This window comes from Serratia sp. G204Y (genome assembly GCF_051172435.1).
GTDB lineage: Bacteria > Pseudomonadota > Gammaproteobacteria > Enterobacterales > Enterobacteriaceae > Serratia > Serratia sarumanii.
In genome coordinates, this window is the sequence record NZ_JBPIZA010000001.1 from 1,553,125 (window position 1) to 1,576,156 (window position 23,032).

Below are 23,032 nucleotides of genomic sequence, written 5' to 3' on the forward strand. Positions count from 1 at the left end.
TTAATTTATCTCCCGCACGGGGAAAAAGGCAAGCGCCATAAGGGAGATAATGACAGGATCGCCGGTTTTGGCCCTATTCCGGCGATTGAGTCTCGGACTTGCTGTTAATCAGCCAGACGCCGAACAGAATAAACAGCGTGCCCAGCGTTTTCAGCAGCGTAGCGGACTCGTTGAACCACGGCAGGATCACCGCCGCCAGATAGACCAGCGCATAACTGACGCTCAACAGAGGATAAGCGCGGTTTAACGGCAGGTGGCGCAGCGCAAAGAACCAACACAGCATCGACAGCGCATAACCGCAGATGCCGCCGCCCACCGCCAACAGCGGCAGCCAGTAGCCGCCGATCAGCGCCAACGAGACGTCGGCGAACGACATCAGCGGGATTTGCACCATGCCCCACTTCATCAGCAACTGCGCCAACGTCACCAGCAACACGCTGGCGGCGCCCCAGGCATAGCCCCTCATGAATGCACGCTCATCAGCAGGATCCCCAACATAATCGACGCTACGCCGCACCAGTGGCGGGCGGTCGTCGGCTCATGAAACAGCCAGCGCGCCGCCAGCGTCACCATCACGAAGTTCAGGCTGAGCATCGGGTAAGCCAGGCTGAGCGGCAGGCGTTGCAGCACATTGAGCCACACCGCCATGCCCAGCCCCAGCAGCAGCACCGCCAGCGCCAACCAGCGCAGCGTCAGCTTCAGCCGCGCCTCGTCCGCCCGTTCCCAACAGTGCGCCGCCTGTTTCTGGCACAGCTGCCCTCCACAGGTGAGCAGGCTGACCACAATCACCAACAGAAAACCCATCATGGTTGCTGTTTATACCACATCAGCACCAGGCGGTTCATGCGATCCACCTTGTCTGCGGCGGGCAGTTCCTGCGGCAGCGCTTCGCCACGGGACAGCTGCAGCACCAGCGACACGTTCCCCTGCTTGCGCGCCTGCGCCAGCCACTGCGGGAAGTCGGCATCGCTGATCAGGTGCCCCTTGGCGTCCGGGTACTCCAGACCATAGGCCACCTCGCCTTTCTGGCTGTACATCAGCACATCGCTGCGCTTCAGCTCCCAGGCCAGGCCGGCCGCCAGCCCGACGCTGTCGCTCAACACATAGCGGCTGTCGCTCAGTTCGGCCATCGTGGCGCGGGCAAAGTTTTGCGGCAGTTTGGAATCGGTCACCTGTTGCGGGATGGCGTAACCGATCACCAGGCACAGCAGCACCGGGCAAGCCGCCGCCCAGCGCCATTGGCGGCCGTTGTCGCGTACGGAAACCAGCGCGAACAGCAGCCAGCCGCCGAAGGCGATCAGGCCGAGCACCAGTTTCGGCCACTCCTGCGGAGTAAACAGATGTGCCTTCGGCAGCAGACCGGAGCTCAACACCACCAGCGCCACGATGCCGATCAGGCCGAACAGGCCGTTCAGCCAGGCGTTAGCCTTGAACAGCCTGGCGCGCAGCGTGGCGGCGTAGTCTTCCGCATAGGCGGTCATCAGCAGCGCCAGCGGGGCCATGCACGGCAGAATGTAGGTCGGCAGCTTGCCTTTGGCGATGCTGAAGAAGATCAGCGGCATCAGCGCCCAACTCAGCAGAAAGAACAGCTCCGGACGCTGTACGCGCTCGCGCCACCCCTTGAGCAGCGCACCGGGCAGCAGCGCCAGCCACGGCAGCACCGCCGCCAGCAGGACCGGCAGGTAATACCAGAACGGCGCCTTGTGCTGGGCGTTATCTTCGGCGAAACGCTGAATATGCTCGACCCAGAAGAAGTAATTCCAGAAATCGGGTTCACGTTGCGCGATCGCCAGCGCCCACGGCAGGCTGAGCAGCGTAGCGGTCACGATCGCCACCGGGCCATAGCACAGCAGATCCTTGATGCGGCGTTGCTGAATGACGATCGGGATCACCGCGATCACCGGCACCGCCAGCGCCAGGAAGCCCTTGGTCATAAAGCCCATGCCGCAGGCCAGGCCCAGCAACGCGTAAGCGCCCAGCTTGCCTTTGACCGAGGTGGCTTTCAGCGTCAGGTAATAACTGACCATCGCCGCCGCCAGCCACAGCGAGATCATCGGATCCAGCACGCTGTAGGTGCCGATGCTGAACACCAGCACCATCGACAGGAACATCAGCGCCGCCAGGCTGGCGCGGCGCGCATTGCGCCACATCAGCATCGCCAGCGCAAACACCAGCAGCGCGGTCATGCCGGTGCTGAACACCGAGCCGAAACGCACCGCAAAGTTGTTTTCGCCAAACAGCCACTGGCTGATGTTATTGAACCAGTAACCTGCCACCGGCTTTTCGAAATAGCGCAGCCCCAGCAGGTGCGGCACGACCCAATCGCCGCGCTGCAGCATTTCACGGCTGATCTCGGCATAACGCGTCTCATCCGGCTGCCACAGCAGGCGGCCGTTAAGCGGGATCAGGTAAACCAGAGCAAAAAAAACGGCCAGCACAATGGCCCAGGATCCTTTTAGCGCCTTCATGTAACGTCCTTCACATCGGTTTGACAGCCCAGCCAACCTTCGCGGCCGGGGAAAGGAGCGCGCTTGATGCGGCCCAACGGCAGTGACGCCAAATCTTGCGGTAACAGCGCGCTCAGCGGACAGAATTCGATGCCCTGCCGCTGTGCGCGTTGCAATAACTGTTCGAACATCGCCGCCTGCGACATGCCTTCCACTTCGGTGTGAATGGTGTACACCGGCACGCCGCGATCGTTCTCGATGGCGCGCAGAATATAGTCGTTGAAGTCGGCCATGCTGACTTCGCTGCCAATCACTTCATCGAAGGTCGGCAGCGTCACCGGGATCTGCACCGTACCGTGGCGCCCGTCGCTCAGCACCGGACGGAACGGATGGGTGCCGCGGCAATCGCTGTTGTAATGGAAGCCGAAGCGTTGTTTGACCTCCAGCACGCGCGTATCGGCGCGCCAGCCCGCCACGGCGGAGCATTTCACCGGCTGGCCGGTGCTGGCGCTCAGGGCGTCGACGCCCAGCTGTACCTGTTCGGTCAGCTGCGCCTCGCTCCACTTGCCGACCCTGGCCTGCCACCCCTGGTGATCCCAGGCGTGCAGCCCGACCTCATGGCCGGCTTCGGCGGTGCGCTTCATCAGCGGCCCCAGCGCGCGTGAAATGTTGCGCCCCGGCCAGGCGGTGCCGGCCAGCAGAATGTCCAGACCGTACAGCGAGGCGGCGTTCGAACGCAGCATTTTCCACAAAAATTTCGGACGCAAAAGGCGCCAAAGATGGCGCCCCATGTTGTCCGGTCCCACGCTGAAGAAGAAGCTGGCCTGAATGTCGTACTTTTCGAACAGATCCAGCAACTGCGGCACCCCTTCACGGGTGCCGCTGAAGGTATCTACATCAACCCGCAGACCGACTTTCTTCATGCACCGTTCCCTTCCTGAACGGTAGTGCGCAGGAAGTAGTCCAGCGTATCGGCGATGGTTTGCTTCATCTCGATGGTCGGCTGCCAGCCCAGCAGGCGGTGAGCATTTTTGATGCTCGGCGTGCGGTGCTCGACGTCCTGATACCCTTTACCGTAGTAACTGCTGCTCTCCACGTCCTTGAAGCCGGCAAACGGCGGGAAGCGGTCGCGCAACGGGTGGTTGTTGAAGCTTTCCAGCAGCATTTCCGCCAGCTCGCGAATGCTCGCTTCGTTGGTCGGGTTGCCGATGTTGACGATCTGGCCGTCGCACAGGCCGTCGCGGTTCTCGATGATGCGGAACAGCGCTTCGATGCCGTCGTTGATGTCGGTGAAGCAACGTTTCTGCGCGCCGCCGTCCATCAGTTTGATCGGCGAACCTTCCACCAGGTTGAGGATCAGCTGGGTGATGGCGCGGGAAGAACCGATGCGCGCCGCGTCCAGGTTATCCAGGCGCGGCCCCATCCAGTTGAACGGACGGAACAGCGTGAACTTCAGGCCTTCTTTGGCGCCGTAAGCCCAGATCACCCGATCCAGCAGCTGTTTGGAGACCGAATAGATCCAGCGCTGCTTGTTGATCGGCCCAACGATCAGGCGCGAATGGTCTTCGTCGAACTCTTTGTCGTCGCACATGCCATACACTTCGGAAGTAGACGGGAAGATGATGCGCTTGTTGTATTTCACGCAGTCGCGAACAATCTTCAGGTTTTCTTCGAAGTCCAGCTCGAACACGCGCAGCGGGTTACGGGTGTATTCGATCGGCGTCGCGATCGCCACCAGCGGCAGCACCACGTCGCATTTCTTGATGTGATACTCGATCCACTCGGAGTGGATGCTGATGTCGCCTTCCACGAAGTGGAAGCGCGGGTTGTCGAGGAAGCGGCTGATGGCGTCAGAGCCGATATCCAGACCGTAGATGTCGTAGCGATCGTCGCGCAGCAGGCGCTCGGTCAGGTGGTTGCCGATGAAGCCGTTGACCCCGAGGATCAGTACGCGGGTGCGGCGTTTCATCGCGGCGTTCGGCTTGGCGGCCAGACGCACGTCGGTGACGATGCCCATTTCCTGCGCCAGGCGGCTGCCCTGCACGTACAGACCGCTGTCGTTTTGACCGGCGACGATCTCCAGCGCGCCTTCGCCACAGGCGATGACCAGCGGCGAGGTGCTCAGCACGGTGCCCGGCTGCTTATCGTGTTGGGTATCCAGCACGCGAGAGCGCCAGACGATCAGCTGGCGCTGGCCGAGGTAGCTGAACGCCCCCGGGTACGGCTCGGTGACGGCGCGCACCAGGTTGTTGATCTCTTTGGCGGATTTGTGCCACAGGATCTCGCCGTCCGCCGCGCTGCGGCGGCCGAAGTAGCTGGCCTGGGACTCATCCTGCTTGGTGAAGGTGGCAGTGCCGTTCTTCAGCTTCGGCAGTTGCTCTTTCAACACGATCTGCGCGGCTTCCAGCACTTTTTTGTGCAGCGTCAGCGCGGTATCGCTGTCGGCGATGGCCACTTTTTGCTGCCCGACGATGTCGCCGGCGTCCGGGCGTTTCACCATCTTGTGCAGCGTGGCGCCGGTTTCGGTTTCGCCGTTCACCAGCGCCCAGTTCACCGGCGCACGGCCACGGTAACGTGGCAGCAGCGAACCGTGCAGATTGAAACCGCCCTGCGGTGCCAGCGACAGGATCTCGTCGCTCAGCATGTGGCGGTAATAGAACGAGAAGATCACGTCCGGCTGCAGTGCGCGAATGCGGTCAACCCACAGCGGGTGGTTTACGTCCTCTGGCGCATAGACCGGCAGATCCAATTCGGCGCCCAAACGGGCCACGGAGGAGAAGAAGTTGTTCTCGCCAGGGTCGTCGGTGTGCGTGAACACGGCCTGCACGTCATAACCCGCCTCAGTCAGCGCTTTCAGACCGGCGCAGCCAATATCATGGTAAGCAAATACAATAGCTTTCATCATTCTTCTTCCTGAGTATTGTGGTCCTGCTGTGCACCGACCACTTTCTGAACAAAATAGCGAGGACGCGCGCGCACGTCGGTATAGATGCGGCCGATGTATTCACCCAGTAGCCCCATGCCGACAAACTGGGCGCCGATAAAGGTGAACAGGACGGCGAAAAGGGTGAACACGCCGCCGGCGGCCCATTCAGGGCCGAGCAGCAGACGCAGCGCTATCAGCACCAGCGCCAGCACAAACCCGGACAGCGCCACGATGCTGCCGACCACGCTGAGCAAACGCAGCGGCGTGGTGGTCAGGCAGGTGATCAAGTCATACATCAGGTTGATCAGCTTCATCAGGCTGTACTTGGAGTCACCAAACTCGCGTTCGGCGTGACGCACGTCGATCTCGGTCGTGCGGCGGGCGAAGGTATTCGCCAGGATCGGGATAAAGGTGCTGCGCTCATGGCAGTGCAGCATCGCCTCAACGATATGACGACGGTAGGCGCGCAGCATGCAGCCGTAGTCCCCCATCGACTTGCCGGTGGCGCGTTGAATCATCATGTTGATCACGCGCGAGGCGCTTTTGCGGAACCAAGAGTCCTGACGGTTGGCGCGCACGGTGCCCACCACGTCATAGCCCTCTTCCGCCACGCTGACCAGCCGTGGGATCTCCTCCGGCGGGTTCTGCAGATCGGCGTCCAGCGTAATCACCAGATCGCCGGTCACCTGATTGAAACCGGCCATAATGGCCGAGTGCTGGCCATAGTTGCGGTTCAGCAAGACGGCGATCACGTGGCTATCCGGCTTTTCCGCCGCCGCAGTCAGCATGTCAGCGGAGTTGTCGCTGCTGCCATCGTCGACGAGGATGATTTCATAAGGTTGAGATAACTGCTTACAGGCGGCAGTAGTCCGCTCCAGCAACGCCGGCAGGCTTTCCTGCTCGTTGTATACCGGGATGACTACCGAGACTTTTTTAATCGGTTCAACGCGAGGCACGTAAAGACTCCACAACAGAAGACAAGGCATTGACCACGCGATCCACGTCGGCGTCGGTCATATCAGGGAATAGCGGTAAGGTGCACAGCCGCGCCGAGTTCCATTCGGTATTCGGCAAAGAAAGCTGCGGATAACGCTCACGGTAGAATTTCTGAGTATGCGCGGCGCGGAAATGCAGCCCGGTGCCGACGCCAACCTCTTTCAGGCGCTCCATCAGCTGGTCGCGATCGATGCCGCAACGCGCGGGATCGACGCGGACCATAAACAGGTGCCAGGCGTGATCATGCGGATAATCCGGCACGCCCAACGGTTGGAACGGCGAGCCTTCCAGCGCGCTCAGGTAGCGCTGTGCCAGCGCCTTACGGCGCGCGTTCAGCTCAGCAAAGCGCGATAGTTGCACCACGGCGATCGCCGCATGAATGTCGGACAGGTTGTATTTGTAACCCGGCTCCACCACTTCGGCCTGCGGTTTGCGGCCAAGCTGCTGGCGATCGAAGGCATCGACGGCCAGACCGTGGAACTTCAGGCAACGCAGGCGATCCGCCAGCGCATCGTCGTCGGTGGCGATCAGGCCGCCTTCGGCGCAGGTCACGTTTTTAATCGCGTGGAAAGAGAAAATCGCCGTGCCGCGTGCGCCGACCCATTCGCCGTTGTAGCGCGTGCCGACCGCGTGGGCGGCGTCTTCGATCAGCGGCAAGCGATGGCGTGCGGCTACGGCGCGCAGCGCATCCATTTGCAGGGGAGCACCGGCGTAATGCACCGGAACAATCGCTTTGGTGTTCGGGGTGATGGCAGCCTCGACATCGGCGGCGCTGACCATCAACGTATCACGGTCAACGTCGATCATCACCGGCGTGGCGCCCAGCAGCTCGATCATGTTGAGGGTGGAGACCCAGGTTTGCGAAGGGGTGATGACTTCGTCGCCGGGGCCGATACCCAGCGCCATCAGCGTGATGTGCATACCCGCCGTGGCGGAACTGACGGCGATGGCGTGCTTACAGCCGAAAGTGGAGCAGAAGTCGCTTTCCAGTTGCTGGTTTTGCGGCCCGGTGGTGATCCAACCGGAACGCAACACTTTCTCTACCGCGGCGATTTCTTCATCGCCGATGGCCGGACGAGAGAAAGGCAAAAATTGATCCATAGTTAACCCCAAACGTATCGAGCTGCTTTTGATGACACTGTAAATCCCTTTCGTTTAACGAATATTAAACGCCAGAGAAGAATCGTTTCCGTGGATTAACTGACAATGTAAGGCCGCAAGCTTAACTAAACCTTAAGACGAGACGTGTCATCAGTGGGAGAACTGATGGATAGGTGCCGTCATCATTAATTTAAATTTACTATGAAAATCAATTTATTATATATATTAATAATTATTTACTTATTTTATTTTTGCCGAATCAAGCCTAGCACGTCATTGACGTTTTTCAATAAAACCCACGATAAAATGAGCGGTGGAACAATAATAGCCGATGATTACCCGGCTATTTATATTCACTACGTTTAGTTTTCGTTTACATTTATGCTGCCGGGACGAATTAAGCCGTGCGCGTCATGATCCAACGCTGGTTCCCCACCCATTGCAGGTGAAAATCCACTTCATAGATCTGCGACAACAGGTCGGGCGCCATCACCTCACGGGTGATGCCCTGCGCGACCAGCTGCCCAGCGTGCAGCAACCAAACCCGATCGGCCTGCTGCAGGGTATGATTCAGATCGTGCGCACACACCAGCGCGCTGCGCCCACTTTGGCAGAATTCGCGCAGCAGGCGATCCAGCGCGACCTTTTGCGCCACATCCAGGCTATTGGTCGGTTCATCCAGCAACAACAATCGGCTGTGCGGATTGACGCTGGGCCACACCTGCAGCAACACCGCCGCCAGCCGCACCCGCTGCCATTCGCCACCGGAAAGCTGCGTCAACGTGCGTGACAGCTTATCCACCAGCTTCAACCGCTGGCACAGATAGAGGATGGCGTGCTCCACCTCGGTTTGCGCCGCGCCGGCAGGCCGGTGCAACGCCAAATACTGAAACACCGGCATCAGCGATACCGGCGGCTGTTGCTGGCTGAGATAACCGCGTCGGCGCGCCAGCTCGCTCCCCGGATAATCGGCTAACGCGCGTCCGTCCAGGCAGATTTCGCCCAGCCCCGGCAGCATGCCCGCCACCCGCGCCAACAGGGTGCTCTTCCCTGCGCCATTGGGGCCGATCAGGTGAACCTGCAACCCGCCGTCAATCTGTGCCGAAAAAGGCGCCAGGCGCCCCGCCACCCCAACCTCAACGAGTTGCAGCATCTGTCTTATCCTGCCAGCGCTTGTTTCACCGCCGCCACCAGCGCCGGATCTTCCGGCGTAGTGTCAGGCGAGAAGCGCTGGATCACCGTGCCGTCGCGCGCGATCAGGAATTTCTCGAAGTTCCACAGAATATCGCCGGTGTGCTTCGGCGCACGCCCTTTGCTGGTCATCCGCGCCAGAAACTCGCTGCCCTGCGGTGCGACAGCCTCCGGCTGTGCGGCAATCAGCGCCTGGTACAGCGGATGACGGCGTTCGCCGTTCACCTCAATCTTGGCGAACATCGGGAATTGCACGCCGAAGGTGCCACGGCAAAACGCCAGGATCTCTTCGTTGCTGCCCGGCTCCTGGCCCAGGAATTCATTGGACGGGAACCCGAGGACTTCCAGCCCTTGATCGCGGTAGGCTTCGTACAGCGCTTCCAGCCCTTCGTACTGTTTGGTCAGGCCGCACTCCGAGGCCACGTTGACCACCAGCAACACCTTACCCCGGTAGGCGCCCAGCGTGGTCGGCTGATTTTCAATGGTTTGTAACGGCAGGTTGTCGATTGGCTTGCTCATCGGTTGTCATCCTTTGGTTTTGTAATGGCAGGTGAATGAAGAGAACTACCTTACGCCTTTTGCCCGGGTCAGTAACCAGATAAATAGCGGCGCCCCCAGCGTGGCGGTCACCACGCCGATCGGCAGCTCGGCCGCCAGCAGCGCAATGCGGGCAACCACATCGGCCACCAGCAACACCCCGGCCCCGGCCAGCGCGCAGGCCGGCAACAGATAGCGTTGGTCGGTCAGGCCGATAAGCCGCAAGATATGCGGGATCACCAGCCCAACGAAGCCAATCACCCCGGCGAGCGCCACGCTGACGCCGACCAGCCAGCCGATCGCCAGCACCAGCAGGTTACGCCACAGATGCAGCGACAGCCCTAGTTGCCGCGCCTGTACCTCGCCCAGCGCCATCAGGTTGAGCGCTTTGCCCTGGCCACACAACCACAGCAGCACCGGCAGCAGCGCCAGCACCAGCCACTTTTGGCGCCAGTCGACCCCGCCGAAACCGCCCATCATCCAGTACATCAGCTGCCGCAGATCGAGGCTGGTGCTGAAATAGACCGCCCAGGTCATCAGCGCGCTGCACACGATGCCCAGCGCTACGCCGACCAGCAACAGCCGCGCATTGGTCAGACGTCGGCGGCGAGCGAAGCCCAGCAACAAGAAGGTCATCGCCAGCGCACCGGCTATCGCGGCGGCGCTCATCAGCGCCACCGGCAACAACCCCTGCCCCAACAACACCGTCAGCACCAGCGCTACGCCGGCGCCGTTAGCGACGCCCAGCAGACCGGGCTCCGCCAGCGGGTTTTCAAACAGCGCCTGCATTACCGCGCCCGCCACCGCCAGGGCGGCACCGACCAGCATCACCGCCAGCGCGCGCGGCAAACGCAGTTGCCAGACGAACAGTTGCGCCCGATCGCTGAACCACTCTGACGGCCATATCCATTGGTCGCCGGCGCAAAGGCTGAACAGCAACGCCACCGCCACGCACAGCGCCAACAGACCGATCTGGCGTTTATCGCGGTAGCGTTGATGTTGCAACAATAAGGTGAAGGTACGGCTGGTTGGCATGGCGCGGCGGTTCCCTGCCGGCCGCTGTCGTGGCCGGATAATTGACGTTTGAGTCGAATATTAGGGGGTTAACGCCGCAAGGGGAAGCCTTGCGTGGATGATGGCGCAGGAAAGCAGCGGCTGGCCTTGCCCGTCATCGCAACGATGATGGCAAAACCAGCCGCCGATAAACTCAGGGTTAACGATGCGGGCCGGCGTTGCCCGGTGGATAAGGCTGGCCGCGGCCGTCATCGCGGCGGTCGGAGGCACCGCGATCGTCATGATTGCGCTCGTGGTCGCGATTATCGCGATCGCCGCGGAACGGATTACCGCTGCGTGCCGGCTCACGGTGATCATAGCCACGCGGCGGCGATGGCTGCCAGCGGCCGCCGTCCCAGTACATGCCGCGCGCATTGCGCTCACCCAGACCGCGGCCCTGATGCGCATGCCACCACTGCGGTGGACGCCAGTCGTAACCATCCCAGTAGTAGCCGCGACGGTCCTGATCCCCCAGATGCAGAGAAACGCCCGGCACATTGATATCGACAGAGACATCGGCCTGCGCCGCCAGCGGCAGCAACAGCGGGAAACACATCAGCAACAGGATCTTTTTCATTTTGCCTTCTCACTCTATTTTTCTTGCTGCAGTGGTTATATCAGCGCGTTTATTTAACCACTATCTCACCGATGCCTATTTTCAGATTGTTTTCGACGGCCTTACACAATCCCTACACTGTTTGCCCTCGCCTTTAATTATCATAATCGCTGACAAGGCTTAACGAATAACTGACGGCTCTCAAGCGGCGCGGCAATTATAATTAAGCAAATTTCCATCGGAGGATAATAAGATGATTAAAAGTATAGGCAGCCTGCTGGCCGTTGTGGCCCTGACAGCAAGCCTCAGCGCCTGCTGCTGGGGCCCGCACTGGGGCGGCGGCCACCGTGGCGATGGCCCTGGCCATTATCACGGCCGTTATTGAAGCGAAAACAACGTCACTCACCAAATAAGAGATAAGAATATTCCGAAATTTAGCTTAAATAAACTTTCGCCGTAGCGTTTGAACGCAGGATTTTAATTCTTACATTGCCCATTAGGAATAAACTGAATTTTATACCCAAAAAGAAAAAGGCCGCGCAAGCGGCCTTTTTTGATATCACACGTCACTCACCCTTTCGGGCTGGCGTTTTCTACCCGGCTTTTCAGCTTCTGCCCCGGACGGAAGGTCACCACGCGGCGCGCCGTAATCGGAATGTCTTCGCCGGTCTTCGGGTTACGCCCCGGACGTTGGTTCTTGTCACGCAGATCAAAGTTGCCAAAACCCGACAGTTTTACCTGTTCGCCATTCTCAAGGGCCCGACGGACCTCTTCAAAGAACAGTTCCACCAGGTCTTTGGCGTCCCGTTTGCTAAGCCCAAGCTTCTCAAACAGGTGTTCTGACATTTCAGCTTTAGTAAGCGCCATAGGTTCAATCCCTCAAGGATGCTTGGAATCGCTGTTTTAGAGCCTCTACGCATTTTGCAACGGTAGCGGCTATCTCCTCTTCTTCCAGTGTACGAGCGGTATCCTGCAATACCAGACTGATAGCCAGGCTCTTGTCACCTTCTGCCACGCCCTTGCCACGGTACACGTCAAACAAGTTTACGCCAACTACCTGATTTGCGCCAACTTTCTTACACTCGGCCAAAATATCTTCTGCGGGGACGTTTTCAGCCACCACAACGGCGATATCACGGCGGTTTGCCGGGAAGCGCGAAATCTCCCGCGCCTGAGGCACGGCGCGGCTCGCAAGCTTGTTCCACTCCAGTTCAAACACCACGGTGCGGCCGTTAAGATCCAGTTTACGTTCAAGTTCCGGGTGAATCACACCGATGAAACCTACGCGTTCGCCGTGCAAATAAATCGCCGCACTCTGCCCTGGATGCAGGGCCGGATTGGCTTCCGCCCGGAACTGAATTTCGGATAATTTACCGGTCAGTTCGAGGACAGACTCCAGATCCCCTTTTAAATCATAGAAGTCGACGGGCTTGCGCGCCAGATCCCAATGCTCATCGTGCGTATGGCCGGCGATCACGCCTGCCAGCATGACGTCCTGACGAATACCCAGATCTGCCGCACTATCAGGCACAAAGCGCAGACCGCTTTCGAACAGGCGCAGACGCGTCTGCTGACGGTTCTGGTTATACACCACCGCGGACAGCAAACCGGTCCACAGCGACAGGCGCATCGCCGACATTTCGACCGAAATCGGGCTCGGCAGGATCAGCGCGTCTTCATTCGGGTGCAGCAGCGCCTGCACTTTCGGATCGACGAAGCTGTAGGTGATCGCTTCCTGGTAGCCGTGATCGACCAGCATGGTCTTCACGCGCTTGAGCGTCAGATCGGCTTCGCGATGCTGGGTCATCACCAGATCGGCGCGCACCGGCACATCCGGGATGTTGTCGTAGCCGTAAACGCGCGCCACTTCTTCCACCAGATCCTCTTCGATTTCCATATCGAAACGCCAGCTCGGCGCGACCGCTTGCCAGCTGTCGCCCTGCTCGGTCACCTGGCAGCCCAGGCGGCGCAGAATGTCGCTGACCTGCTCGCTCGGCACCACATGGCCGATCAGACGATCCAGCTTCTCGCGGCGCAGCGTGATGGTGGCGCGCTTCGGCAGTTCGTTTTCGTGGGTTACGTCGATAACCGGGCCGGCCTGGCCGCCGCAGATGTCGAGCAGCAGGCGCGTGGCGCGCTCCATCGCTTTGTACTGCAACGCCGGATCGACGCCGCGCTCATAGCGGTGAGACGCATCGGTGTGCAGGCCGTGACGGCGTGCGCGGCCGGTGATCGACAGCGGGCTGAAGAAGGCGCACTCCAGCAGCACGTCCTGAGTTTCCCCGTTGACGCCGGAATGCTCGCCGCCGAAGATGCCGCCCATCGCCAACGCTTTTTGATGATCGGCGATCACTAAGGTGTCGGCGCTCAGTTTGGCTTCGTTGCCGTCCAGCAGCGTCAGGGTTTCCCCTTCTTCCGCCATGCGCACCACGATGCCGCCGTCGATGCGGCTCAGATCGAAAGCGTGCATCGGCTGGCCAAGCTCCAGCAGCACATAGTTGGTGACGTCTACCACGGCATCGATAGAACGGATGCCGCAACGACGCAGTTTTTCACGCATCCACAGCGGGCTTGGCGCCTTGACGTCGATACCTTTCACCACGCGCCCCAGATAGCGTGGGCACGCCTGCGGCGCGTCAACGCGGATCGGCAGCGTGGCGTCGATGGTGGCGGCCACCGGGCTCATGTCCGGCTCGGTCAGCGCAACCTGGTTAAGTACGCCCACGTCGCGCGCGACGCCGATGATGCCCAGGCAGTCGGCGCGGTTCGGCGTGACGCTGATCTCGATGGTGTTGTCGTTCAGTTTCAGGTAGTCACGGATGTCGGTGCCGATCGGCGCATCCAGAGGCAGCTCGATGATGCCGTCATGATCGTCGGAAATGCCCAGCTCGGAGAACGAGCACAGCATGCCTTCCGAAGGCTCGCCGCGCAGCTTGGCGGCCTTGATTTTGAAGTCGCCCGGCAGCACCGCGCCCACGGTGGCGACCGCCACTTTCAGGCCGGTACGGCAGTTTGGCGCGCCGCAGACGATGTCGAGCAGGCGATCGCCGCCTACGTTAACCTTGGTGACGCGCAGTTTGTCGGCGTTCGGGTGTTGACCGCACTCGACCACCTCGCCCACGACGACGCCGTTAAACGCGCCGGCAACCGGATCCACGCCGTCCACTTCCAGGCCGGCCATGGTGATTTGATCGGATAATGCTTCGCTGCTGATGGCCGGGTTTACCCACTCGCGCAACCAGAGTTCACTGAATTTCATGTGATATTCCCGCCTTACTTAAACTGTTTGAGGAAACGCAGATCGTTTTCGAAGAATGCGCGCAGGTCGGTGACGCCGTAACGCAGCATCGTCAGGCGCTCCATGCCCATACCGAAGGCGAAGCCGGAGTAAACTTCCGGATCGATGCCCACGTTGCGCAGCACGTTCGGATGCACCATGCCGCAGCCCAGCACTTCCAGCCATTTGCCGTTCTTGCCCATCACGTCCACTTCAGCGGACGGCTCGGTGAACGGGAAGTAGGACGGACGGAAACGAACCTGCAGGTCTTCTTCAAAGAAGTTGTTCAGGAAATCGTGCAGCGTGCCCTTCAGATTGGTGAAACTGATGTCTTTATCGACGATCAGCCCTTCCATCTGATGGAACATCGGGGTGTGCGTCTGATCGTAGTCGTTACGATAAACGCGGCCCGGCGCAATGATGCGGATCGGCGGCTGCTGGTTCTTCATGGTGCGGATCTGCACGCCGGAAGTCTGGGTGCGCAGCAGGCGCGTGGCGTCGAACCAGAAAGTATCGTGGTCGGCGCGCGCCGGGTGATGCCCTGGAATGTTCAGCGCGTCGAAGTTGTGGTAATCGTCTTCAATCTCCGGGCCGGTGGCAACGGAGAAGCCCAGCTCGCCGAAGAAGGTTTCGATACGGTCGATGGTGCGGGTCACCGGATGCAGACCGCCGTTTTCCATGCGACGGCCCGGCAGGGAGACGTCGATGGTTTCAGCCGCCAGGCGCGCGTTCAGCGCAGCGCTTTCCAGCGCGTTCTTACGCGCGTTCAGGGCGTCTTGCACCTCCTGCTTGGCCTGGTTGATCACCGCGCCGGCCGCCGGACGATCTTCCGCCGGGACGTCGCGCAGAGACTGCATCTGCAAGGTGAAATGACCTTTCTTGCCAAAATATTCGACGCGCACCAAATCTAACGCGGCAACATCCTGGGCATCTTCTACGGCTGCCTTGGCATTGGCAACCAGCTCTGCGAGATGTGGCATTGCTTTCCTCTTCCTCTGGCCGGGATGGCCCTAAGTAATTGTTATCTATATTCGAACACGCCTTTGAGCAATCTTCAAAGACTTTTCAATGCGTTGCCGGCCGGGCGGCTCACCTGAGCTGAACGCCAGCCATACTCACCGCAACGCGTTGCAAGGCGGGACGATGGCCAAAAACAAAAAAGCCTCCACGAGGGAGGCTTAGGCGCTACTTTTCGTTTCTTTTCTTACGCGCAAAGCCTCCTGAAATCAGGCGCTAAAGTAAAAAAAGAAACGAAAAATAGCTGCGTGCATGATTGCGGTACCTTGTCGATGATTGCCCACCAGTGATATAGCTGCGGACAATGAAAGTCAATATTTGTCGCTGAAAACAAAGATTAAAAGAGGGAGCAAGCTCCCTCTTCTACTACTGACTTACGCCAGAGCTGCTTTCGCTTTCTCAACCAGTGCGCCGAAGGCCACTTTGTCGAAGACTGCGATGTCAGCCAGGATCTTACGGTCAATTTCGATCGACGCTTTTTTCAAGCCGTTGATGAACTTGCTGTAAGACAGACCGTTCTGACGAGCAGCTGCGTTGATACGTGCAATCCACAGCTGACGGAACTGACGCTTACGTTGACGACGGTCACGGTAAGCATACTGGCCTGCTTTGATTACTGCCTGGAAGGCAACACGATATACGCGCGAACGGGCACCGTAGTAGCCTTTCGCCTGCTTCATAATTTTCTTGTGACGTGCGCGTGCAATTACACCACGTTTTACGCGAGCCATATGCTCTCTCCTAAAGTCTTATTCTAAATTCAAAAAAAATGGCTTATGCGTACGGCAGGCACGCGGTAACCAGGACCAGATCGTTTTTAGACACCATGCCTTTCGGACGCAGGTGACGTTTACGCTTGGTTGCTTTTTTGGTCAGAATATGACGCAGGTTGGCATGTTTACGCTTAAAACCACCGCTGCCGGTTTTTTTGAAGCGCTTGGCTGCACCACGTACAGTTTTAATCTTTGGCATTTTAATTAAATCCACTTCGCATTGTTAAACAACGAATCAGTTGGGCGAATAAAACCCACACAGCGCAAGCGCCGCGCGGGTTCCATTACTTGTAAGCCTTACTGTTTCTTCTTAGGAGCGAGCACCATAATCATCTGGCGGCCTTCGATCTTCGTAGGGAAGGATTCGACCACTGCCAGATCCATATCTTCACACAGGTCTTTACGGACGCGGTTAAGCACTTCCATACCGATCTGCTGGTGCGCCATCTCACGCCCGCGGAAACGCAGGGTGATTTTGGCTTTATCGCCATCTTCCAGAAAGCGAATCAGGTTGCGTAGTTTGACCTGATAGTCGCCATCATCGGTGCCAGGACGGAATTTGATTTCCTTGACCTGAATAACTTTTTGCTTCTTCTTCTGTTCTTTCGTCGACTTGCTCTTCTCGTAGAGGAATTTGCCGTAATCCATGATTCGGCAAACTGGCGGTTCGGCATTTGGGCTGATTTCTACTAAATCAACGCCCGCTTCCTCAGCTTTTTCAAGAGCTTCATTCAGACTGACAATACCAATCTGCTCGCCATCGACGCCGGTTAGGCGAACTTCTTGCGCGCGAATTTCTCTGTTAATGCGATTAGGACGCGCCGGTTGAACTCGTTTTCCGCCTTTAATACTTTATTCCTCCAGTTGATGAAGACTACGGCTGCGAATCTCTTTCAGCAGCTTGTCTACGACTTCGTTTACGTCCAGGCTTCCCAGGTCTTTGCCACGGCGGGTACGAACGGCAACTTTGCCTGCTTCGACCTCTTTGTCGCCGCACACCAACATGTAAGGGACTCGACGTAAAGTATGTTCGCGAATTTTAAAGCCAATCTTCTCATTTCTCAAGTCCGCTTTCACGCGAATGCCTGCATCCTGCAGTTTTTTGGTCAATTGCTGGACGTAATCAGACTGGCTGTCGGTGATATTCATCACCACCACCTGCACCGGAGCGATCCAGGTCGGGTAGAACCCGGCGTATTCTTCGGTCAGGATACCGATGAAACGTTCCATGGAGCCCAAAATGGCGCGGTGAATCATTACCGGCACGACGCGATCGTTGTTTTCGCCAACATACGAAGCGCCCAAACGGCCCGGCAAGAAGAAATCGAGCTGCACGGTACCACATTGCCATGCGCGATCCAAACAATCATGCAGGGTAAATTCAATTTTCGGTCCGTAGAAGGCGCCCTCACCCGGCTGATATTCAAACGGAATGCCGTTCTCGGTCAGCGCGGCGGCCAGGTCTTCTTCCGCACGGGTCCACATGTCGTCGGTGCCGATGCGTTTTTCCGGGCGAGTGGACAGCTTGACGGCGATCTTGTCGAAGCCGAAAGTGCCGTACACGTCATACACCATGCGGATGCATTCGTTCACTTCGGCGCGCACCTGCTCTTCGGTACAGAAGATGTGGGCGTCATCCTGCGTGAAGCCGCGCACGCGCATCAGGCCGTGCAGGGAACCCGATGGCTCATTGCGGTGGCAGCTGCCGAACTCGCCCATGCGCAGCGGCAAATCGCGGTAGGACTTCAGGCCCTGGTTGAAGATCTGCACGTGGCCCGGGCAGTTCATCGGCTTGATGCAATATTCGCGGTTTTCCGACGCGGTGGTGAACATGGCGTCTTTGTAGTTTTCCCAGTGGCCGGTTTTTTCCCACAGCACGCGGTCCATCATGAACGGACCTTTCACTTCCTGGTACTGGTACTCTTTGAGCTTCATGCGCACGAAGGCTTCCAGCTCGCGGAAGATGGTCCAACCGTCGTTGTGCCAGAACACCATGCCCGGCGCTTCTTCCTGCATGTGATACAGGTCGAGCTGTTTGCCGATCTTGCGGTGATCGCGCTTGGCCGCTTCTTCCAGGCGTTGCAGGTAGGCGTTCAACTGCTTCTTGTCTGCCCAGGCGGTGCCGTAGATACGCTGCAGCATTTTGTTTTTGCTGTCGCCGCGCCAGTAAGCGCCGGAGGTTTTCTGCAGCTTGAAATGGTGGCAGAAACGCATGTTCGGCACGTGCGGGCCACGGCACATGTCGACGTATTCTTCGTGGTGGTACAGGCCAGGACGATCGTCATGGCTGATGTTCTCATCCAGGATCGCCACTTTGTAGATTTCGCCGCGCTCAGCGAAGGTGTCGCGGGCTTCTTGCCAGCTGACCTTCTTCTTGATGACGTCGTAATCCTTATCGGCCAACTCGTGCATCCGCTTTTCCAGCAGATCCAGGTCTTCCTGCGTCAGGGTGCGGTCGATATCCACGTCATAATAGAAACCGTTGTCGATCACCGGACCGATCGCCATTTTGGTATCCGGCCACAGCTGCTTGATCGCATGACCCAGCAGGTGAGCACAGGAGTGGCGCATGATTTCCAGGCCGTCCTCATCTTTGATGGTGATGATGGCCAGCTGCGCATCCGATTCGATCAGATCGCCGGCGTCGACCAGCTCGCCGTTGACGCGGCCGGCGATACAGGCTTTCGCCAGGCCAGGGCCGATATCGCGCGCGACATCCATCGGGGAAACGGGGTGATCGAAATGACGCTGACTACCGTCAGGAAGGGTAATAACAGGCATTAATAATTCCTTATCTACAGTGGTGACCCACACGACAGATCACATGAAGAAATACAATATTGTTTAACTACATGATGTTATCGACGCTATCCAGCTTTACCCTGCCAGATATGTACACTCATATGTACACAATTTGAAATGTACTATGTTGTTACGCCATAACGGGATGAGTAGTCTATCACTAGAGAAAGGCCATCATCTACAAGAGGATTTACAAACACTCCCCTCGTCTATACTTCCACTATCGTCCTCTAAAGGGATATCAGTATGTGTGGCCGTTTTGCTCAAATTCAAACTCGTGCAGATTATCTAGATGTTCTGGCATCCGATCTAGAATTTGTCGGCGCATTGGATAACGTGCCCATTGCACGTTACAACGTGGCGCCAGGCACTCGCGTTCTGATATTGATTCAGCGTGACGACAAGCTACACCTTGATCCTGTTGAGTGGGGGTATGGCCCTGATTGGTGGCGTGAAATGAAGCGTCAGCCGGTTATCAATGCTCGCGTTGAAACAGCCGCCACCAGCAGAATGTTCAAGCCGCTATGGAACCACGGTCGCGCGCTAGTGATGGCAGATGGCTGGTACGAGTGGAAGAAAGACCAGCACGACGCCAAAGTAAAGCAGCCCTATTTCATCTATCACGAATCGAAAGCACCTATATTTTTCGCCGCAATAAGCCGCTATCACCCCGATGCTAAAGATCCTCCTGATGATGACGGTTTTGTCATTGTGACCAGCGCCAGCGATTCGGGTCTGCTTGATATTCATGACCGGCGGCCTGTCGTTCTGCCGCCAGCAGCTGCACGGGAGTGGATAAGTCCGGACACTACATCCGCGAGAGCGGAAGAGCTCGCAAACGAAGCGTCAACTCCTCCCGATGATTTCGCCTGGCATCCTGTAGGAAAATCAGTCGGCAATATCAACAATGATAGCTCCGAGCTGGTTAAGTGTATTAGCATAAGCATGTCCTGACACAACTACGACATAGTACTTAAACTAACGGGTCTTGCTGAATTCATCTTTCCTTGTTAATGCAAAATTGCATTAGTAAAGGGAGAATTAGTGCTATGATCAACATCACCAATCTGTTTGGTTCGAGATCGAATGTAGTAATTTATCAGATTGCACAATCCAAACTAATGTTTCTATAATTAATCAGCCACTCGAAACAGGAAGCTAGAGTTATCAAACTAGCTCAGATCACATTAAACCTTTAGGTGTATAATAATGACACTCCGTGATGTTTTTGACGAATATATTAAACTCATACACAGCATGGCATATGAGAAATCCAAATCCATTGGAAAAATCATTGATGAACCAAGCTTTATAAGCTCATTTGTTGAAAACCACAAGACACTGGAAGAACTTTTAAACAAAAATCACTCTCAAAAGTACTATATAATCGACGCGGTTTATACCCATCAAACGCCAAAAGTAACACCTACCAAAAGTAAAATATCTGTAGAAATTGCAGATCTATTAATAATTAATACTCATCATTCTGCATCCCAGCCGAATACGGTAGGCAATGCAATGTTGTTTCAGGCCAAACGACACTCTTCACCTAAGACAGGTTCTCTTGCGGCAGAAAATGAGAAAACACAATTCCACCTATATAAGGAATGGCCTACATTCACCTTCAAAACCCGTAAATTACATTTTAATGGCCCAGGTTGCCAATGGAATTTCAATTTAAAAAAAGATACAGACCTAGAGCATTCAAAATACATTGTAATATACGATGACACAATATCTACCAATCAACCAGGTGAATTGTGCCAACAATTTATTAATGCGAAATTTATTGACAACTCCCCTTGGAATAGCTCAGCATGTGAGGGTTCAAAGAACCAACCCAGTCAGGGGTTAACCTGCGAGGAAAGTTTCTCAGCAACACTAGAAAAAATAATATCCGGGACTAATGGTAGACATTTTGATACAAGTGAAAATGTTGCAAACGACCATTGGTCTAATTTTATACAAAGAATGATGGAATTAGCAGTCGGTGGGGTTTATACGTACAACCTTATAAGACAAGACATAAAAAAAAGAAATAGGTTTAGTAAAATATCATCTTCTTTCTTATATAACACCGCTGAGTTAGTCTTAAGGCATGAGATCAATGAGATTCTTAACCTCACTAATTACTCCATAGAAAATAAGCCGTGGTTCTATTATACTAATATAGTGCTTGATTCCATGAATAGTAGCAATAGCATGCCACCTCCAGTAATCGATGATGACATTGCCGTTATGATGCCACCTTCTCACCCGCCAATGTTAATAATCAACTCCTTTGATAAAGAAGAACTCGACAGAAATGAATAAATTCAAACTTATCCACACATGAAGATTTACTGGTTTTTTATAATAGAAATTTGGAATATAATTTAATAGTAATAGTAATAGTAATAGTAATAGTAATAGTAATAGTCAGGCCGGAAAGTGAGGCATCTAATCCGGCCTAAATAGAGAAATTTATCAAGGCTGCTTGTAAGGCACTCCCTCTCGATAATGCATTATGTGAAAATAGATTTATTGATTAGATTAAATCCCACTTGACTATCAAATACTACTGTCCGATAGTTTTCTGTGCTATCCGCAGTAACTCTAAATTAAAATCTGAGCTAATACAGGTTAGTCAGTCACACCCTCGCTGATTTAATAAACCCGAGCGCGAGGCAGATCACCCAGCCGTGTAGTGTATGCTGGCGATAGTAACTCACGCTTCATTGACCACGCCTGGTGCGCCCCTTGTCCAGCGAACCACAGCTTTGCCCTGCCAGAGTTATTGATCCGATCAAGCACCCCCATCAGTTGCTCGCTGTTATGCCGTGGTTTGTACTCATCGAACAACCCCAACTGAGCCACGCCCTGACTGTAAAAATCCTGCAGCATCACGCCGCCTTTTTGATACCGATGACCGGGTTGCCAAATCGCATCCAGACAACGCATAGCCGCGGCGATAATGTCGCGAGTATCCTGTGTGGGTACGCTCAGTTTTATGCTTGCGGTATTGCCGTAGTATTCCTCATTGATGGCAAATGGGCTGGTTTTGAGCCACGCGCTGACATGCCGACAATACTGATGCTCCTCCCTCAGCTTCTCCGCTGCACGCGTCGCGTACATGCAAATAGCCTGATGCATCTGGTCATACTCGGTTATCCGATCTCCGAAGCTGCGGCTGCAGATGATCTGTTGTTTTGTCGGCGCAAACTCCTCCAGCTCGAGACAAGGCTGACCACGTAGCTCGCGGACGGTTCGCTCTATCACAACGCTGAAATGCTTACGGATCATCGTAGTGCTTGCATCGGCCAGTTGTAGTGCCGTTTCAATCCCCATCATGTTGAGCTTTTTCGATATCCGGCGTCCGATACCCCAGACCTCATCGACAGGCACGAGGCCCATCAATTTGCGCTGGCGCCCTTCATTGGATAGATCCACTACTCCACCGGTCTTGTCCCACTTCTTCGCCGCGAAGTTTGCCAGCTTGGCTAACGTCTTGGTTTGGGCAATGCCAACACCCACAGTTAGCCCTGTGTTGCGCAGTACCTTGGCCCTCACCTGACGACCGAAAGTATCCAGATCAATGCAGTTACGAACGCCAGTCAGATCAAGGAAACTTTCGTCAATTGAATACACTTCCACGCGAGGTGCCATCTCTTCTAAAACAGCCATCACACGCTGAGACATGTCTGCGTATAACTCATAGTTGCTGCTGAACGCGATGCCCCCTGCTCGCTCAAATTCCCGCTTAATTTTGAAATAGGGTTCTCCCATCTTTAGCCCTAACGCCTTCGCTTCCTTGCTCCTGGCTACAACGCATCCGTCGTTATTCGACAGAACTACGACAGGACGACCTCGCAGGTCTGGACGCCATAACGTTTCACAGCTCGCGTAGAAGCTGTTCACATCAGCAAGCGCGTACATCACTTGAGCCTCGTTATCGAAGACACAACAACGCCCATCACCTCCAGATCGTCGCCGCCATCATGAAGCAGGATCGGCTCATACTTCGGGTTCATGGGCTCCAATTGCGCGCGAGGATGCAAACAGAGGCGCTTCACGGTGAACTCGCCGGCTATGCTGGCAATCACAATATCGCCATGAGCGGGGCTGATGCTACGATCAACCACAAGCATAGAGCCCTCAGTGATGCCGGCTTCAAGCATGGAATCACCTGTCGCATAGAGAAAATAAGTCGCATTGGGATGGCTGATACAGTACTCGTTCAGATCGATGCGCGAGCTGACGTAATCTGCTGCGGGGCTGGGAAACCCCGCTGGCACCTTGTCGGCGAACAGCGGGATTTTGAGCTTGGTTGGGTTTGGTGTTGGATAAAAGAAAGTCATAATGTTGCCTTGTTACTGT

At 56.2% G+C, this 23,032-nt stretch carries 24 protein-coding genes and 1 other annotated feature; of the genes, 3 read left to right on the forward strand and 21 right to left on the reverse strand.

The window, feature by feature from the left end; translation table 11 throughout:
• Positions 1-73: 73 nt before the first annotated feature.
• From arnF to ACSBQQ_RS07515, 11 genes are all read right to left on the reverse strand, one after another.
• Positions 74-466, reverse strand: coding sequence for a 4-amino-4-deoxy-L-arabinose-phosphoundecaprenol flippase subunit ArnF (gene arnF / locus ACSBQQ_RS07465; protein WP_049234262.1), 393 nt, complete (start codon positions 464-466; stop codon positions 74-76).
• Entirely contained in the window at positions 463-807 is a 345-nt protein-coding gene (gene arnE / locus ACSBQQ_RS07470) for a 4-amino-4-deoxy-L-arabinose-phosphoundecaprenol flippase subunit ArnE (protein WP_033653923.1), read from the reverse strand. Before arnE ends, arnF begins: the two co-directional genes overlap by 4 nt.
• Entirely contained in the window at positions 804-2,468 is a 1,665-nt protein-coding gene (gene arnT / locus ACSBQQ_RS07475) for a lipid IV(A) 4-amino-4-deoxy-L-arabinosyltransferase (protein WP_033653922.1), read from the reverse strand. Before arnT ends, arnE begins: the two co-directional genes overlap by 4 nt.
• Positions 2,465-3,370 (reverse strand): 4-deoxy-4-formamido-L-arabinose-phosphoundecaprenol deformylase, encoded by a 906-nt coding sequence (gene arnD, locus ACSBQQ_RS07480; protein ID WP_033646311.1) that lies wholly within the window; start codon positions 3,368-3,370, stop codon positions 2,465-2,467. Before arnD ends, arnT begins: the two co-directional genes overlap by 4 nt.
• The gene (arnA, locus tag ACSBQQ_RS07485) at positions 3,367-5,349 is read right to left on the reverse strand and encodes a bifunctional UDP-4-amino-4-deoxy-L-arabinose formyltransferase/UDP-glucuronic acid oxidase ArnA (RefSeq protein ID WP_033638761.1); all 1,983 of its coding nucleotides are present in this window, start codon (positions 5,347-5,349) and stop codon (positions 3,367-3,369) included. The genes arnD and arnA overlap by 4 nt, the downstream gene beginning before the upstream one ends.
• Entirely contained in the window at positions 5,349-6,359 is a 1,011-nt protein-coding gene (gene arnC, locus ACSBQQ_RS07490; RefSeq protein WP_202637380.1) for an undecaprenyl-phosphate 4-deoxy-4-formamido-L-arabinose transferase, read from the reverse strand. The genes arnA and arnC overlap by 1 nt, the downstream gene beginning before the upstream one ends.
• The gene (gene arnB / locus ACSBQQ_RS07495) at positions 6,316-7,470 is read right to left on the reverse strand and encodes a UDP-4-amino-4-deoxy-L-arabinose aminotransferase (RefSeq protein WP_033638335.1); all 1,155 of its coding nucleotides are present in this window, start codon (positions 7,468-7,470) and stop codon (positions 6,316-6,318) included. Before arnB ends, arnC begins: the two co-directional genes overlap by 44 nt.
• A 397-nt stretch (positions 7,471-7,867) precedes the next feature.
• Positions 7,868-8,623, reverse strand: coding sequence for a vitamin B12 ABC transporter ATP-binding protein BtuD (gene btuD / locus ACSBQQ_RS07500; RefSeq protein WP_033638333.1), 756 nt, complete (start codon positions 8,621-8,623; stop codon positions 7,868-7,870).
• A gap of 5 nt (positions 8,624-8,628) precedes the next feature.
• Positions 8,629-9,180, reverse strand: a complete 552-nt coding sequence (locus tag ACSBQQ_RS07505) for a glutathione peroxidase (RefSeq protein ID WP_060387687.1) — start codon at positions 9,178-9,180, stop codon at positions 8,629-8,631.
• Positions 9,181-9,225: 45 nt separating this feature from the next.
• Positions 9,226-10,233 (reverse strand): vitamin B12 ABC transporter permease BtuC, encoded by a 1,008-nt coding sequence (btuC, locus tag ACSBQQ_RS07510; protein WP_033653920.1) that lies wholly within the window; start codon positions 10,231-10,233, stop codon positions 9,226-9,228.
• A 178-nt stretch (positions 10,234-10,411) separates the two neighbouring features.
• The gene (locus ACSBQQ_RS07515; RefSeq protein WP_039566415.1) at positions 10,412-10,828 is read right to left on the reverse strand and encodes a DUF2502 domain-containing protein; all 417 of its coding nucleotides are present in this window, start codon (positions 10,826-10,828) and stop codon (positions 10,412-10,414) included.
• 232 nt (positions 10,829-11,060) lie between these two features.
• Here ACSBQQ_RS07515 and ACSBQQ_RS07520 point away from each other — a divergent pair, with 232 nt between their 5' ends.
• The gene (locus ACSBQQ_RS07520) at positions 11,061-11,192 is read left to right on the forward strand and encodes a hypothetical protein (protein ID WP_265094593.1); all 132 of its coding nucleotides are present in this window, start codon (positions 11,061-11,063) and stop codon (positions 11,190-11,192) included.
• Between the two features lie 185 nt (positions 11,193-11,377).
• On the opposite strand, the gene ihfA is transcribed toward ACSBQQ_RS07520, so the two are convergent.
• From ihfA to thrS, 8 genes are all read right to left on the reverse strand, one after another.
• Positions 11,378-11,674 carry an integration host factor subunit alpha gene (gene ihfA, locus ACSBQQ_RS07525; protein ID WP_004931414.1) on the reverse strand — a complete coding sequence of 99 codons (297 nt, stop codon included), beginning with the start codon at positions 11,672-11,674 and terminating at the stop codon, positions 11,378-11,380.
• 4 nt (positions 11,675-11,678) lie between these two features.
• The gene (pheT, locus tag ACSBQQ_RS07530) at positions 11,679-14,066 is read right to left on the reverse strand and encodes a phenylalanine--tRNA ligase subunit beta (RefSeq protein WP_060418479.1); all 2,388 of its coding nucleotides are present in this window, start codon (positions 14,064-14,066) and stop codon (positions 11,679-11,681) included.
• Positions 14,067-14,080: 14 nt separating this feature from the next.
• On the reverse strand, positions 14,081-15,064 hold the full coding sequence (pheS, locus tag ACSBQQ_RS07535; protein ID WP_004931416.1) for a phenylalanine--tRNA ligase subunit alpha: 984 nt from the start codon (positions 15,062-15,064) through the stop codon (positions 14,081-14,083).
• 172 nt (positions 15,065-15,236) lie between these two features.
• Positions 15,237-15,359 (reverse strand) — a sequence feature (Phe leader region).
• Positions 15,311-15,355: a pheST operon leader peptide PheM gene (gene pheM / locus ACSBQQ_RS07540; RefSeq protein WP_121626058.1), complete on the reverse strand. Its 45-nt coding sequence runs from the start codon at positions 15,353-15,355 to the stop codon at positions 15,311-15,313. (Overlaps the previous feature by 45 nt.)
• 116 nt (positions 15,360-15,475) lie before the next feature.
• On the reverse strand, positions 15,476-15,832 hold the full coding sequence (gene rplT / locus ACSBQQ_RS07545; protein WP_004931417.1) for a 50S ribosomal protein L20: 357 nt from the start codon (positions 15,830-15,832) through the stop codon (positions 15,476-15,478).
• A gap of 43 nt (positions 15,833-15,875) precedes the next feature.
• The gene (gene rpmI, locus ACSBQQ_RS07550; protein WP_004931418.1) at positions 15,876-16,073 is read right to left on the reverse strand and encodes a 50S ribosomal protein L35; all 198 of its coding nucleotides are present in this window, start codon (positions 16,071-16,073) and stop codon (positions 15,876-15,878) included.
• 98 nt (positions 16,074-16,171) lie between these two features.
• A complete protein-coding gene (gene infC / locus ACSBQQ_RS07555; protein WP_048233542.1) occupies positions 16,172-16,723 on the reverse strand; it encodes a translation initiation factor IF-3 in 552 nt (183 codons plus the stop codon).
• Between the two features lie 3 nt (positions 16,724-16,726).
• The gene (gene thrS / locus ACSBQQ_RS07560; protein ID WP_025159696.1) at positions 16,727-18,655 is read right to left on the reverse strand and encodes a threonine--tRNA ligase; all 1,929 of its coding nucleotides are present in this window, start codon (positions 18,653-18,655) and stop codon (positions 16,727-16,729) included.
• A gap of 267 nt (positions 18,656-18,922) precedes the next feature.
• Between thrS and ACSBQQ_RS07565 the strand changes: the two genes are divergently transcribed.
• Together ACSBQQ_RS07565 and ACSBQQ_RS07570 are read left to right on the forward strand one after the other, a co-directional pair.
• Entirely contained in the window at positions 18,923-19,630 is a 708-nt protein-coding gene (locus tag ACSBQQ_RS07565) for an SOS response-associated peptidase family protein (protein WP_060428200.1), read from the forward strand.
• A gap of 255 nt (positions 19,631-19,885) precedes the next feature.
• Positions 19,886-20,989, forward strand: coding sequence for a hypothetical protein (locus ACSBQQ_RS07570; protein ID WP_154632414.1), 1,104 nt, complete (start codon positions 19,886-19,888; stop codon positions 20,987-20,989).
• Positions 20,990-21,322: 333 nt separating this feature from the next.
• On the opposite strand, the gene umuC is transcribed toward ACSBQQ_RS07570, so the two are convergent.
• Both umuC and umuD read right to left on the reverse strand, forming a co-directional pair.
• Positions 21,323-22,591 (reverse strand): translesion error-prone DNA polymerase V subunit UmuC, encoded by a 1,269-nt coding sequence (gene umuC / locus ACSBQQ_RS07575; RefSeq protein ID WP_060428202.1) that lies wholly within the window; start codon positions 22,589-22,591, stop codon positions 21,323-21,325.
• Positions 22,591-23,013 (reverse strand): translesion error-prone DNA polymerase V autoproteolytic subunit, encoded by a 423-nt coding sequence (umuD, locus tag ACSBQQ_RS07580; protein ID WP_033637997.1) that lies wholly within the window; start codon positions 23,011-23,013, stop codon positions 22,591-22,593. The genes umuC and umuD overlap by 1 nt, the downstream gene beginning before the upstream one ends.
• Positions 23,014-23,032 lie beyond the last annotated feature (19 nt).

Bases quoted from the DNA above. Each gene is read 5' to 3' on its own strand.
- arnT (WP_033653922.1), bottom strand. From the start codon at position 2,468: ATGAAGGCGCTAAAAGGATCCTGGGCCATTGTGCTGGCCGTTTTTTTT.
- arnF (WP_049234262.1), bottom strand. From the start codon at position 466: ATGAGGGGCTATGCCTGGGGCGCCGCCAGCGTGTTGCTGGTGACGTTG.
- btuD (WP_033638333.1), bottom strand. From the start codon at position 8,623: ATGCTGCAACTCGTTGAGGTTGGGGTGGCGGGGCGCCTGGCGCCTTTT.
- arnA (WP_033638761.1), bottom strand. From the start codon at position 5,349: ATGAAAGCTATTGTATTTGCTTACCATGATATTGGCTGCGCCGGTCTG.
- arnE (WP_033653923.1), bottom strand. From the start codon at position 807: ATGATGGGTTTTCTGTTGGTGATTGTGGTCAGCCTGCTCACCTGTGGA.
- ACSBQQ_RS07520 (WP_265094593.1), top strand. From the start codon at position 11,061: ATGATTAAAAGTATAGGCAGCCTGCTGGCCGTTGTGGCCCTGACAGCA.
- umuC (WP_060428202.1), bottom strand. From the start codon at position 22,591: ATGTACGCGCTTGCTGATGTGAACAGCTTCTACGCGAGCTGTGAAACG.
- thrS (WP_025159696.1), bottom strand. From the start codon at position 18,655: ATGCCTGTTATTACCCTTCCTGACGGTAGTCAGCGTCATTTCGATCAC.
- arnC (WP_202637380.1), bottom strand. From the start codon at position 6,359: ATGCCTTGTCTTCTGTTGTGGAGTCTTTACGTGCCTCGCGTTGAACCG.
- pheT (WP_060418479.1), bottom strand. From the start codon at position 14,066: ATGAAATTCAGTGAACTCTGGTTGCGCGAGTGGGTAAACCCGGCCATC.
- btuC (WP_033653920.1), bottom strand. From the start codon at position 10,233: ATGCCAACCAGCCGTACCTTCACCTTATTGTTGCAACATCAACGCTAC.
- rplT (WP_004931417.1), bottom strand. From the start codon at position 15,832: ATGGCTCGCGTAAAACGTGGTGTAATTGCACGCGCACGTCACAAGAAA.
- pheS (WP_004931416.1), bottom strand. From the start codon at position 15,064: ATGCCACATCTCGCAGAGCTGGTTGCCAATGCCAAGGCAGCCGTAGAA.
- ACSBQQ_RS07570 (WP_154632414.1), top strand. From the start codon at position 19,886: ATGACACTCCGTGATGTTTTTGACGAATATATTAAACTCATACACAGC.
- ACSBQQ_RS07515 (WP_039566415.1), bottom strand. From the start codon at position 10,828: ATGAAAAAGATCCTGTTGCTGATGTGTTTCCCGCTGTTGCTGCCGCTG.
- ACSBQQ_RS07565 (WP_060428200.1), top strand. From the start codon at position 18,923: ATGTGTGGCCGTTTTGCTCAAATTCAAACTCGTGCAGATTATCTAGAT.
- ACSBQQ_RS07505 (WP_060387687.1), bottom strand. From the start codon at position 9,180: ATGAGCAAGCCAATCGACAACCTGCCGTTACAAACCATTGAAAATCAG.
- ihfA (WP_004931414.1), bottom strand. From the start codon at position 11,674: ATGGCGCTTACTAAAGCTGAAATGTCAGAACACCTGTTTGAGAAGCTT.
- arnB (WP_033638335.1), bottom strand. From the start codon at position 7,470: ATGGATCAATTTTTGCCTTTCTCTCGTCCGGCCATCGGCGATGAAGAA.
- rpmI (WP_004931418.1), bottom strand. From the start codon at position 16,073: ATGCCAAAGATTAAAACTGTACGTGGTGCAGCCAAGCGCTTCAAAAAA.
- arnD (WP_033646311.1), bottom strand. From the start codon at position 3,370: ATGAAGAAAGTCGGTCTGCGGGTTGATGTAGATACCTTCAGCGGCACC.
- umuD (WP_033637997.1), bottom strand. From the start codon at position 23,013: ATGACTTTCTTTTATCCAACACCAAACCCAACCAAGCTCAAAATCCCG.